Annotated in this window: 10 protein-coding genes; 4 read left to right on the forward strand and 6 right to left on the reverse strand. The window is 47.2% G+C overall.

Annotated elements, in window-relative coordinates; all coding sequences use genetic code 11:
* The first annotated feature begins 123 nt into the window (after positions 1–123).
* The 4 genes from VBY75_RS03280 to VBY75_RS03295 all read left to right on the forward strand — a co-directional run bounded on the left by VBY75_RS03280 (position 124) and on the right by VBY75_RS03295 (position 5,214).
* Positions 124–1,818, forward strand: coding sequence for a BCCT family transporter (locus VBY75_RS03280; RefSeq protein WP_199494675.1), 1,695 nt, complete (start codon positions 124–126; stop codon positions 1,816–1,818).
* A gap of 50 nt (positions 1,819–1,868) precedes the next feature.
* The gene (locus tag VBY75_RS03285; RefSeq protein WP_054487533.1) at positions 1,869–3,725 is read left to right on the forward strand and encodes a DUF294 nucleotidyltransferase-like domain-containing protein; all 1,857 of its coding nucleotides are present in this window, start codon (positions 1,869–1,871) and stop codon (positions 3,723–3,725) included.
* A 2-nt stretch (positions 3,726–3,727) separates the two neighbouring features.
* The gene (locus VBY75_RS03290; protein ID WP_416511010.1) at positions 3,728–4,465 is read left to right on the forward strand and encodes a 3'-5' exonuclease; all 738 of its coding nucleotides are present in this window, start codon (positions 3,728–3,730) and stop codon (positions 4,463–4,465) included.
* 140 nt (positions 4,466–4,605) lie between these two features.
* Complete coding sequence (locus VBY75_RS03295; RefSeq protein WP_224797497.1) at positions 4,606–5,214, forward strand: hypothetical protein; 609 nt, start codon at positions 4,606–4,608, stop codon at positions 5,212–5,214.
* On the opposite strand, the gene VBY75_RS03300 is transcribed toward VBY75_RS03295, so the two are convergent.
* The 6 genes from VBY75_RS03300 to VBY75_RS03325 all read right to left on the reverse strand — a co-directional run bounded on the left by VBY75_RS03300 (position 5,211) and on the right by VBY75_RS03325 (position 12,105).
* Positions 5,211–5,471 carry a hypothetical protein gene (locus VBY75_RS03300; RefSeq protein ID WP_222236895.1) on the reverse strand — a complete coding sequence of 87 codons (261 nt, stop codon included), beginning with the start codon at positions 5,469–5,471 and terminating at the stop codon, positions 5,211–5,213. The two genes, VBY75_RS03295 and VBY75_RS03300, sit on opposite strands and share 4 nt — an antisense overlap.
* On the reverse strand, positions 5,472–6,647 hold the full coding sequence (gene prpF / locus VBY75_RS03305; RefSeq protein WP_278358653.1) for a 2-methylaconitate cis-trans isomerase PrpF: 1,176 nt from the start codon (positions 6,645–6,647) through the stop codon (positions 5,472–5,474). It abuts the gene before it with no gap.
* A 14-nt stretch (positions 6,648–6,661) separates the two neighbouring features.
* Positions 6,662–9,256 (reverse strand): Fe/S-dependent 2-methylisocitrate dehydratase AcnD, encoded by a 2,595-nt coding sequence (acnD, locus tag VBY75_RS03310; protein WP_224797499.1) that lies wholly within the window; start codon positions 9,254–9,256, stop codon positions 6,662–6,664.
* An 81-nt stretch (positions 9,257–9,337) separates the two neighbouring features.
* The gene (gene prpC, locus VBY75_RS03315) at positions 9,338–10,462 is read right to left on the reverse strand and encodes a bifunctional 2-methylcitrate synthase/citrate synthase (protein WP_416511014.1); all 1,125 of its coding nucleotides are present in this window, start codon (positions 10,460–10,462) and stop codon (positions 9,338–9,340) included.
* A 78-nt stretch (positions 10,463–10,540) separates the two neighbouring features.
* Entirely contained in the window at positions 10,541–11,419 is an 879-nt protein-coding gene (gene prpB / locus VBY75_RS03320) for a methylisocitrate lyase (protein ID WP_199494667.1), read from the reverse strand.
* On the reverse strand, positions 11,416–12,105 hold the full coding sequence (locus VBY75_RS03325; protein ID WP_199494685.1) for a GntR family transcriptional regulator: 690 nt from the start codon (positions 12,103–12,105) through the stop codon (positions 11,416–11,418). Before VBY75_RS03325 ends, prpB begins: the two co-directional genes overlap by 4 nt.
* Positions 12,106–12,317: the final 212 nt, after the last annotated feature.

The raw sequence follows: 12,317 nt of genomic DNA on the forward strand, positions 1-12,317 counted from the left end.
TACAGCGAAAAATCGATCTAACTTTGAGAAATCTGCGTAGCTCTCTATACTCTAGTAATGAATTTAGAATAAATGTTTAAATTCAAGGCGGTAAAATGCCTACTTCTATAAAGGGGAGAGCTAATGTCCAAAAAAGAAGAAGAAGTGCTCCGCGGAGATAAAGATCTCGAGCGTGAGCGTAAAGCTAACGACCCAATGATTCCTGATGGTGAAGTCAACCCAATCAATACCGATTATCAAGTAGGACAAGACAACGTTGTGATGAAATTCGGGCCTTTTGGTCTCGATTTTCATAATCGCGTATTTGCCATTTCAGGACTGGCAATTGTTGCCTTTGTCTTCATAACCTTAATGTTTCAAAATCAGGCTGAACCTGTATTTACAAGCACCAAAGACTGGCTTACAGCCAATCTTGACTGGTTCTTTATTGGAGCGGCCAATATATTTGTAATCCTGTGTTTCTTTCTCATCTTTTCTCCACTCGGTAATGTCCGTCTGGGGGGCACCGAGGCCAGCCCTGATTTTTCTTATTTAGGTTGGTTTTCAATGCTATTCGCTGCCGGTATGGGTATCGGACTCATGTTCTATGGGGTTTCCGAGCCAATAACCCACTTCAGTACCGCCCTGGGTGGTACTGAAACAAATGCCGACGGTATACGCACAGACTGGGCACCTCTTGGTGGTGCTGGTGGCGATGAAGCCGCAGCTATGAGACTTGGTATGGCCGCTACGATTTTCCACTGGGCACTGCACCCATGGGCAATCTATGCGGTATTAGCGCTAGGGCTCGCTTTATTCTCTTTCAATAAAGGGTTACCGCTTACTATTCGCTCAATTTTCTACCCTATTTTGGGTGAGCGTGTATGGGGCTGGCCAGGTCATGTCATCGACATTGTAGCCATACTGGCAACCTTGTTTGGCTTAGCAACGTCACTTGGCTTAGGTGCTTCCCAGGCAGCGTCCGGTTTTAATTTCTTGTTTGGCTGGAGTGAGGGAACCACAACACAGGTTCTGCTAGTTATCGGTATTACCGCTGTCGCACTAGTATCCGTGCTTGCAGGACTAGAGTCTGGCGTTCAGCGTTTATCGCAAATCAACATGACATTAGCCGCGATTTTAATGTTGTTCGTCATTATTGTTGGTCCGACGGTCGCGATTCTGACTGGCTTTGTCGATAACCTCTATAACTACGTTGTAAACTTACCGGCCTTGTCCAACCCAGTTGGTCGTGAAGACTTAAACTTTTCTCAAGGCTGGACGTCTTTCTACTGGGCCTGGTGGATAGCATGGTCACCATTCGTGGGGATGTTCATTGCCCGTGTTTCACGGGGGCGTACTGTACGTGAATTCTTGATCTCAGTGCTGCTAATACCGTCTATAGCCTGTGTTTTTTGGATGAGTGTATTTGGTACCGCAGCTATTGAACAGTTTTTAGCTGGGGCCGAGAAAGTCGCGGAGGTTGATTTATCATTACAGCTGTTTGTGATGTTAGATGGCTTACCATGGACAGGCATTACCTCATTCGTGGGGATTATCCTTGTTATGGTTTTCTTCATTACCTCCTCTGATTCCGGTTCACTGGTTATCGATACCATCAGTGCCGGCGGTAAAGTCGAAGCGCCAGTACCTCAGCGTATCTTCTGGTGTACCTTTGAAGGGTTAGTCGCAATTGCCCTGATACTGGGCGGTGGTTTAGTTGCACTACAAGCCATGGCCGTTTCAGCGGGCTTACCTTTCACTCTTGTTCTGCTGGCCGCGTGTGTCGCAGTCATTCAGGGCTTGCGCTCTGAACCAAGAGTTGGTAAAACCACAAAATAACCTACCACGAGCGACACCTCTGGGTGTCGCTCACTTTCTAAGGTGCTTATATGGAAGCTGAGCACGTCGAAATACTGAACTTCTTACGCAAATATTCTCCATTTAATGAGTTACCGGAAGAAGAGCTTCAATTAGCCGCTAAGAACACGTCAGTAGCATACTTCAAAGCAAAGACTCAGATATTAGAGTTTAATCAGCATATCGATTCTCTGCATGTCGTCAGAAGTGGGTCTATTGAGACCTACCACAAAGACGGTTCGCTGTTTAACCGGCTGGACGAAGGTGGTTTTTTCGGTGAAGCAGGTTTACTTCGTAAAGGCCGTGTCCGCTTTCCGGTCAGAACCATTGAAGACACATTACTTTACTACATTCCGGGCGAGCTCTTTAATCGCTTTTATGACGAATACGACTCTTTTGCCGACGCGGTGGAGGTTGAAGAACAACGCCGTGTTAGCCATGCGGTAAAAGAACACGAGAACCGGAACCGCACATTATCAGCCCGCGTCGAAACGTTAATTACACGCGAGCCTGTGGCCATCGACAAAAACGCATCAATACGTGAAGCCGCTGGTTTAATGACCGATGAGAAAGTATCGTCATTGCTTATTTACGACGGCGAAAAACAAGACAAACCTGTTGGCATAATCACCGACAAAGACTTGCGTAAACGTGTACTCGCCGTAGACAGAGATGCTTCCAGTCCGGTCTCTGACATCATGTCTGAAAATTTGATTTTTATTCAGCATAACAACCGCGTTTTTGAAGCGTTTTTAACCATGCTACGTACCAACCTGCATCACTTACCGGTGCTACGTCAGCAGAAAGTGGTCGGCGTTATTGCTTTGTCTGACGTCGCACGACATGAATCGCAAAGTAGCTTATATGTTGTTTCCAGCATTTTTAAGCAAACCAGCATTGAAGAGCTCTCGCAGCTGGTGCCTGACGTGCATAAAAGCTTTGTGCGTATGGTGGAAGAAGACGCCAACTCACGCATTATTGGCTCGGCCATGGCTACTATTGGACGCAGCTTCAAACAGCGCCTATTAGAGTTAGCCGAAGAAAAATACGGACCGCCGCCGGTTCCTTACTGCTTTCTGGCGCTGGGCTCCATGGCTCGCGACGAACAAACCGTTGTAACAGATCAGGACAATGCCATGGTGCTGGATGACAGTTTTGATCCCAAACTACACGATGAATATTTTCTTAATATCGCGCAGTTTGTTTCCGATGGCCTGAATGCCTGCGGTTATACCTACTGCACTGGCGATATTATGGCAACAAACCCAAACTGGCGGCAGCCTCTCTCTAAATGGAAGCATTACTTTACCGACTGGATAGATAACCCATCGCCCGAAAAGTTACTGCAGTCCTCCATATTTTTTGACCTGGACGGTGTGGGTGGTGAAACCCGTTTTGCTAAAGAGCTGAATCAACTTATTCGCAAAAAGGCACCAAAAAACAAACGATTCCTAGGCTCTATGGCTCGTAATGCATTGAATCGAACACCGCCTTTAGGCTTTTTTAAAGACTTTGTGATGGAAAAAGACGGCAAGCATCGTGACAGTATCAATACGAAGCGCCGTGGCACCGGTCCGGTTGCTGACTTAATTCGGGTACATGCTCTGGCCATTGGTGCGCAACGACAGAATTCCTTTGCGCGGTTAGAGGAAATAATTGAGGCCAACGTTCTGCCGAAAGGTCGCGGCCCTGATTTACGCGACGCGCTTGAACTCATTTCTATGGTGCGAATTCGTCACCAGGCTTTAGCATTAGAAGCTGGGGATCCCCCCGATAACAATGTCGCACCGGAAGACTTATCGGATTTTGAGCGTAAAAACCTAAAGGACGCTTTTCAAATTCTTAGCAACGCGCAGAAATACCTGCGTTATAAGTACTCCGGAGGCTGATAATGTTGTATCTGCCGCCGGATGCTGAGAATAAACAACAGAAAAGCACCATAGACTGGCCAAAACGTTTTCAGGAACTGGCCAAAACAGCCAAATACCCTGCCCTGAAAAAATACTATGAGGCGGGTATAGCTAGTAGCAGCTCTCCTATTAGCCATGTCCCTATGGTCGCAGTCGACTTTGAGACCACCGGTATGAACCCCGATAAGCACGGCATTATTAGCATTGCTGTTATACCCATGACGCTTGACCGAATCCACATGAGTCAGGCAAAACAATGGATTGTTAAGCCCCGAAGGCTACTAACCAATGAGTCAATTACCATTCACGGTATAACACACAGTGCCATTGAAAGAGCTCCCGACTTTTCCGAAATTATCGACCCTTTATTAGAATCCGTAGCCGGAAAAATTTGGGTGGTGCATTACAACGGTATAGAGCGCCCGTTTCTACAAGGTGCCTTTAAAGAGCGCCTAAAAGAAAGCATTCATTTCCCGGTTATCGACACAATGGAAATTGAAGCGCGCTTTCATCGCCAGAAACGCAGTTTATGGGACAAGTTAACTGGTAAAGAGCGGGTGTCTATTCGTTTAAGTGATAGCAGAGATCGCTATAACCTGCCCTTCTATGCACCGCACGACGCTATGACTGACGCTCTTGCCTGCGGTGAGCTCCTGCAAGCACAAGTTGCTCACCACTTTTCAGCTGAAAAGCCTATTGGAGATATTTGGTTGCCTTAACTTCCAAACAGGAAGCTGTAATCTCTGTTACTAATGTTTGAGTCATAAGTTTACGTAAAAGTACTGGCATGTGCCTTTAATTCATGGCAGGTTTTAATGACTCATATAATTAAAATTAAACATTATCTAATGGTCTAAAAATGAAAAATATTCTTTTTCTTACGTCAATTGCCGTCGCAAGCTTTGCACCCTTTATCAGTTCTGCCCAGGTAGTAAAGCCTGCTCCACGCGTTAGTACTCAAGCTCAGGCTGAGTTTTTTGCGGCAATTAACGAGCACTGTGGCAACTCATACGCTGGCGAAGTAACGGTTGATACCCCTGCAAGTGAGGGCTTTGAAGGCCCGTTGATTATGCATGTGCGCAAGTGCGGTGATACTAAAATTGAAATCCCGTTTCACGTTGGGGACAACCATTCGCGCACCTGGATCTTAACGCAAACAGGGTCTGGTATTAGTCTTAAACATGATCATCGCAAGCAAGATGGCAACTATGATCCTTTAACCATGTACGGTGGTCATACTGTTGATAAGGGTCACTCGACAGCTCAATCTTTCCCTGCTGATGCTTACTCAAAAGAACTATTTATTGAACTGGGAGTGCCGCAGTCGAATACCAACATTTGGCAAATGTATATCCACGATGACACATTTACCTATCGTTTAATTCGCGAAGGCAGAGAGTTTCGGGTTGATTTTGACTTAACAGAAACCGTTGATACGCCACCAACACCCTGGGGCTATGCTGATTAATCTGAGTTTCTATCGCTCCAATGAGTATTTTCATTGTCGCGCTCTTCTTTTTCCATGAGCACTAAAGTGAGATAAATCTTAGTAGGCAGCGATAAAATAACGCCAATGGCGTTCATCGCTGCCCCTAAAATATACCCACGAAAGCCAATGTCATCATTGCCGAAGGTAACAACCAACACCACGTGACCTAATAATATTAGGCTGATGCCGGTGATCATAGCGGCTTTGAGCAGTTTGGCCTGCGTGGCGTCCTTCATTTACAGTACGTCACCAGGAATGCGAACCGCTCCTTCCATTAAGACCCGTGCGCTGCGGCTCATAATGGCTTTAATAGCGGTCCATTGACCATTTACTTGTTTACACTCAGCACCAACTTGCAAAGTGCCCGACGGGTGACCGAAGTTCACCATAGTACGGTCTTTGCCACCTGCAGCTAAGTTTACGGTAGTACCAGGAATTGCCGCGGCAGTTCCGATAGCAACAGCAGCAGTTCCCATCATGGCGTGATGCAATTTTCCCATCGACATCGCCCTTACCAGCAAGTCAACGTCATCGGCTTTAATGACCTTACCACTGGATGCCGTGTAATCTTTCGGCGCTGCAACAAAAGCCACTTTTGGGGTGTGCTGGCGGTTTGCCGCTTCTGCAACATTGCCAATTAGCCCCATTTTTACCGCGCCATAGGCACGAATGGTTTCAAAGTGTTCCAGTGCTTCCGGACTGCCGTTAATGACTTCCTGCAGCTCTGTGCCGTCGTATCCAATTTCTTCTGCATTAAGGAAAATGGTCGGAATACCAGCGTTGATCATCGTTGCTTTTAATGTGCCAATGCCAGGAACCTCTAGATCATCAATAAGGTTACCGGTCGGAAACATGGACTCACCATCCGCTGATGGATCCATAAACTCCACCGGCACTTCAGCCGCCGGAAAGGTGACACCGTCCAGAATAAAGTCACCGGTTTCCTGCACTTCACCATTGACCATAGGCACTTTGTTGACAATGGTTTTACCAATATTGGCCTGCCAGATACGGACTTCGCACACACCGTTTTCAGGGATACGCTCAGCATCGACAAGACCATTAGCAATAGCAAAAGGCCCTACGGCTGACGATAAATTGCCGCAGTTACCGCTCCAGTCAACAAAAGGCTTATCAATAGATACCTGACCAAACAGGTAGTCTACGTCATGGTCTGGTTGCTCGCTTTTAGAGACTATAACCGTTTTGCTGGTGCTGGAGGTAGCACCACCCATGCCGTCCGTATGCTTAGCATAAGGATCCGGACTGCCGATTACGCGCATCAATATAGCGTCACGCACAGCGCCCGGCTGTTGAGCCGGCTCGGGTAAGTCCTGCAGACGAAAGAAAACCCCTTTTGAGGTCCCGCCACGCATATAGGTGGCGGGAATTTTAATTTGTGGTTTATGCATCGTTTTAGAACCCCTTAGCTTGCTTCTGCTTCTAAAAAGTCCTGAGCAAAACGTTGTAATACACCACCGGCTTCATAAATTGATACTTCTTCTTTGGTGTCTAAGCGGCACTGTACCGGCACTTCTTCACTGTCACCATTGGCACGATGAATGACTAAAGTCAGTCTCGCACCAGCTTCCGGCGTACCTTTCACATCAAAGGTTTCAGTACCATCAATATTCAGCGTTTTACGGGTTGTGCCTTCTTCAAACTGCAACGGCAATACACCCATACCAATTAAGTTGGTACGGTGAATGCGCTCAAAGCCTTCGGCAACAATGACTTCAACACCGGCTAAGCGCACACCTTTTGCAGCCCAGTCGCGTGACGAGCCCTGACCATAATCAGCACCAGCCACAATAATAAGCGGCTGTTTGTTCTCCATATAGTGTTCAATAGCTTCCCACATGCGCACGGTTTTACCTTCAGGTTCAATTCGTGCCAGCGAGCCCTGAATGACTTTACCGTCTTCGCCTTTCACCATTTCATTAAACAGTTTCGGGTTAGCAAAGGTCGCGCGCTGCGCTGTTAAATGGTCGCCACGGTGCGTTGCGTAAGAGTTAAAGTCCTCCTCCGGCACACCCATTTTCGCCAAATATTCACCGGCGGCACTGTCAGCCATAATAGCGTTTGACGGTGACAAGTGGTCAGTGGTGATATTGTCGCCCAGCACCGCTAACGGACGCATACCTTTCATGGTGCGCTCTGCAGCTAATGCGCCTTCCCAATATGGCGGACGGCGAATATAGGTAGTTTGCGGGCGCCAGTCGTACAACGGGTTGTTCTTCTCACCGTAGTCAACTGACAAGTCAAACATCGGGTCATAAACCTTACGGAATTGCTCAGGTTTAACGCTCTGTTTCACAATGGCATCAATCTCTTCATCGCTTGGCCAAATGTCTTTCAGCGTTACCGGATTACCGTCCGGATCAATGCCCAATACGTCTTTCTCAATATCAAAGCGAATAGTACCCGCTATGGCGTAAGCTACAACCAATGGCGGCGAAGCCAGGAACGCCTGCTTAGCATAAGGGTGAATACGACCGTCAAAGTTACGGTTACCAGACAATACCGCCGTAGAGAATAAGTCGCGATCAATAATTTCCTGCTGTATTTTCGGATCCAACGAACCACTCATGCCGTTACAGGTGGTACAGGCAAAGGCGACTACGCCAAAACCTAAATCTTCCAGTTCAGGCAACAGTTCCGCTTCTTCCAGATACATTTTGACCGTCTTAGACCCTGGAGCCAGCGATGATTTTACCCATGGCTTACGGGTTAAGCCCAGCTTGTTCGCGTTACGAGCAATTAGGCCGGCAGCAATCATGTTGCGTGGGTTACTGGTATTGGTACAGCTGGTAATGGCTGCGATAATCACCGCGCCGTCAGGCATTTTGCCTTCTTCCGGGTTCTCAATGTGTTTCGCAACACCACGCTCAGATAGCTCCGATGCAGGTAATAGCGAATGCGGGTTCGAAGGCCCGGCCAAGTTACGCTTAACTTTTGACAAATCGAATTTAAGTACCCGACCATACTCCGCAGACTTTAAGCTGTCAGCCCACAACCCGGTTTCTTTGGCAAAGTGTTCAACCAATTCAACCTGGTCATCGTCACGCCCGGTCAGCTTCAGATAATCAATGGTCTGATCATCAATATAGAACATGGCTGCAGTCGCGCCGTATTCCGGTGTCATATTTGAAATGGTTGCACGGTCGCCTACCGTTAAGGCTTCTGCACCTTCACCATAAAATTCCAGATACGCACCAACAACACGCTCTTTACGCAAAAACTCGGTCATTTCCAACACTAAATCGGTACTGGTAATGCCCGGTTGCAGCTTGCCGCTAAGCTCAACGCCTACAATATCAGGCAAGCGCATGTAAGATGCTCGCCCAAGCATAACGCTTTCCGCTTCCAGACCACCTACGCCCACAGAAATAACACCTAAGGCATCAACCATTGGCGTATGGCTGTCAGTACCCACACAGGTATCAACAAAAGCGACATTGTCGCGAACCTGCACCACCGGAGACATTTTCTCCAGATTTATCTGGTGCATAATGCCGTTGCCAGGAGGAATGACATCAACGTTTTTAAACGCTGTTTTGGTCCAGTTAATAAAGTGAAAACGATCGTCGTTACGACGGTCTTCAATAGCCCGGTTCTTCTCGAAAGCATCTTTATCAAAACCGGCGTGCTCAACAGCCAGTGAGTGGTCAACAATCAGCTGCGTAGGAACCACGGGGTTTACTTTGGCAGGGTCACCGCCCTTTTCTGCAATAGCGTCACGTAGGCCAGCTAGATCAACCAGCGCCGTTTGGCCCAGAATGTCATGGCAGACAACCCGTGCAGGAAACCACGGGAAATCGTGTTCTTTTTTACGGTAAATCAACTGTTCCAGTGACTGCGTCAGGATATCCTGAGGGCAGCGGCGAACTAAGTTTTCAGCTAGTACACGAGAAGTGTATGGCAGGCGCGCATAAGCGCCGGGTTCAATCGCATCCACAGCAGCTTGAGCATCAAAGTACTCGAGCGTGGTACCAGCGAGTTTTTTACGGTATGAAGTCATGAGTTACCACTTATCGTCATCGTTAAACGAAAAAAGGAGCAGTCGATAACTGCTCCTGTACAAATATCAGTTCCAATCGGATTAGCGCTCTTCTAAAGCTGGAACTTTGCGCGGCTCTGGGCCCGTATAATCAGCACTTGGGCGAATAATACGGTTGTTAGCGCGCTGCTCTTTCACATGAGCGGTCCAGCCGGTCACACGTGACATCACAAAGATTGGTGTGAACAGTTTGGTTGGAATGCCCATGTAGTGATAAGCCGATGCATGGAAGAAGTCCGCGTTCGGGAAGAGTTTCTTCTCGTCCCACATGACTTTTTCACAACGCACTGAAACGTCGTATAAGCGGCTATCACCCACTTCTTCAGACAACTTCTTAGACCAGGCTTTAATCACATCGTTACGCGGGTCAAAGTCACGGTAAATGGCGTGGCCAAAGCCCATGATTTTCTCTTTGCGTTCAAGCATGCCTTTCAGCTTCTGCTCAGCATCATCAGCATCTTTCATGCCTTCAATCAGCTCCATTGCCGCTTCGTTTGCACCGCCATGAAGTGGGCCGCGTAATGAACCAATAGCACCGGTTACACAAGAGTGAATATCTGACAAGGTTGACGCACAAACGCGAGCCGTAAAGGTTGATGCATTAAACTCGTGCTCAGCATACAGAATTAATGAGGTATTCATTACTGCCGCATGCAGCTCTGAAGGTGCTTTGTCGTGCAACAGACGCAGAAAGTGAGCACCAATAGATTCTTCTTCAGAATCAGTATCAATACGAACACCGTCATGAGTAAAGCGGTACCAGTACAGTACAATACCCGGGAAAGTCGCGAGCATGCGTTCAATGTGACCGTCCGCTTCATCAAAGCTTTCTTCTGTTTCCAGGTTCCCCAGCATAGAACAGCCGGTACGCATAACGTCCATTGGGTGCGCTGACTTTGGAATACGCTCAAGTACGTCTTTGACTTCCTGAGGTAAGGTGCGCAGTGACTTCAAACGCTTTTTATAGTCTTCTAACTGCTGTTTATTGGGCAGCTCGCCTTTCGCTAAAAGGTAAGCCACTTCTTCAAAACTGACTTTTTCCGCCAGTTCAGAGATGTCATAACCACGGTAGGTTAAACCTGAGCCGCTTTTACCAACAGTACATAGTGCGGTTTCTCCGGCTGACTGTCCGCGCAAACCTGCGCCGCTTAGTTTCTTCTCTGCCATAATGTTGTTCCCTTCTTAATTTTACAAAGTCTTTTGTATTCGATATTTCACCTGACGTGAGCGTCAGGCTACGTCGTATTATTTCTTAAATAACTGGTCCAATTTTTCTTCGAAATCGTGATAGTTCAAAAAGTCATACAACTCTGAGCGAGTCTGCATGTCATCTACAACGGCTTTCTGATCACCGTTCTCTAAAATACTATTGTAGACGTTCAATGCGGCTTTGTTCATTGCCCGGAAAGCACTCAGAGGGTAAAGAACAATTTCCACCCCAACATCGGCCAGTTCCTGTTTATTAAACAATGGGGTTGCACCGAATTCAGTGATATTCGCCAGAACCGGCACGTTCAACGCTTCGCTGAAAGCTTTATACTGGTCAAGTGTATGGACAGCTTCTGCAAAAATGGCATCAGCACCAGCATCCACACAGGCCTGAGCACGTTCAATAGCGGCTTCCAGCCCTTGTTGTTGTAGTGCGTCGGTGCGCGCCATAATCAAAAACTGGTCATCAATACGCGCATCAACCGCCGCTTTAACGCGGTCAACCATTTCTTCCTGAGTGACAATTTCTTTGTTTGGACGGTGTCCGCAGCGCTTCTGAGCCACCTGATCTTCAATGTGCATTCCGGCAGCACCGGCACGCGTCATTTCCTGAACGGTACGGGCAATGTTAAATGCTCCGCCCCAACCTGTGTCAGCATCAACTAACAGAGGTAGATCGGTTGCTGCAGTAATACGACGAATGTCTTCACAAACATCATTCAACGACGTCATGCCTAAGTCAGGCAAACCAAAAGACGCATTCGCCACACCGGCACCAGACAGGTAAAGCGCTTTATGCCCAACCTTCTCTGCCATCATTGCTGTGTAGGCGTTAATGGTGCCAACAATCTGTAAAGGATTTTCGTCGGCAATAGCTTGGCGCAACTTAGCGCCCGGGCTTGTCATATGAGTCATGATGTTTCCTTTTGTGTTTGTAACCGTAATTCAATATTCTTACGAGACGCGCCAATATGGCGGCGCATGAGCAGATCGGCCAATTCCCCATCGCGGTTAGCAATAGCGTTAATAATGGCTTTGTGTTCATCGAAGGCGCGCGAAACTCTTGGACCATTCATTCCCATTTGTACTCGATACATACGGACAAGATAGTAGAGTTCGTCGCAAAGCATATTAATTAAATACTGATTTTTACTGCCGAGTATAATGCGATAATGAAAATCGAGATCGCCGGCTTCCTGATAATAACTTTCACCTTCACGAACTCGCTGAGTTTCCAGGTGCTTATCGAGTAATTGCCGTAATTCATCAATTTCGTTTTCCGGCATTTGTTCTGCCGCTAAACGACAGGCCAGACCTTCCAGCTCTTCGCGTATTTGATACAACGAAATTAAGCCTTCCGGTGACAAGGTAACCACTCTGGCACCTGCGTTCGGAATTCGTTCAATAAGATGGCAACGCTCAAGTCTCGCTAAAGCTTCACGCAATGGCGCTCGGCTAACATTAAAACGTCTAGCCAGCTCAGGTTCACTAATTTTTGAGCCCGCTGCTATATCCCCTTCCACAATAGCGCGCTGTATTTCAAACAGAACTCGGTCTGAAGAGGTAATGGCTGAGCGTTCTAAAGGACTGACTATTTGCATTAATTGTCGACAGTAATTATTGATTGCTCTATTTTCCATGAAAATAACGCTATTAGCAAGCTAACATGAACTAAATTGTCGACAATATTAGTGTATTCACCTTATCCTCAAAAATATCCCTTAAGCTGTCGAACTCTGTCAGTTCCGGCGTAGAAACAGCTCAAAAACCGAGTATTTCGTCGTTTTCGGTTTTATTTATCAGTCTTCGCTAG

The sequence above is a fragment of the Idiomarina sp. HB genome (assembly GCF_048059115.1).
Taxonomy (GTDB): domain Bacteria; phylum Pseudomonadota; class Gammaproteobacteria; order Enterobacterales; family Alteromonadaceae; genus Idiomarina; species Idiomarina abyssalis.

Excerpts from the sequence above, each read along its gene's own strand:
- VBY75_RS03280 (WP_199494675.1), top strand. The coding sequence starts at position 124 with ATGTCCAAAAAAGAAGAAGAAGTGCTCCGCGGAGATAAAGATCTCGAG.
- VBY75_RS03285 (WP_054487533.1), top strand. The coding sequence starts at position 1,869 with ATGGAAGCTGAGCACGTCGAAATACTGAACTTCTTACGCAAATATTCT.
- VBY75_RS03290 (WP_416511010.1), top strand. The coding sequence starts at position 3,728 with ATGTTGTATCTGCCGCCGGATGCTGAGAATAAACAACAGAAAAGCACC.
- VBY75_RS03295 (WP_224797497.1), top strand. The coding sequence starts at position 4,606 with ATGAAAAATATTCTTTTTCTTACGTCAATTGCCGTCGCAAGCTTTGCA.
- VBY75_RS03300 (WP_222236895.1), bottom strand. The coding sequence starts at position 5,471 with ATGAAGGACGCCACGCAGGCCAAACTGCTCAAAGCCGCTATGATCACC.
- prpF (WP_278358653.1), bottom strand. The coding sequence starts at position 6,647 with ATGCATAAACCACAAATTAAAATTCCCGCCACCTATATGCGTGGCGGG.
- acnD (WP_224797499.1), bottom strand. The coding sequence starts at position 9,256 with ATGACTTCATACCGTAAAAAACTCGCTGGTACCACGCTCGAGTACTTT.
- prpC (WP_416511014.1), bottom strand. The coding sequence starts at position 10,462 with ATGGCAGAGAAGAAACTAAGCGGCGCAGGTTTGCGCGGACAGTCAGCC.
- prpB (WP_199494667.1), bottom strand. The coding sequence starts at position 11,419 with ATGACTCATATGACAAGCCCGGGCGCTAAGTTGCGCCAAGCTATTGCC.
- VBY75_RS03325 (WP_199494685.1), bottom strand. The coding sequence starts at position 12,105 with ATGCAAATAGTCAGTCCTTTAGAACGCTCAGCCATTACCTCTTCAGAC.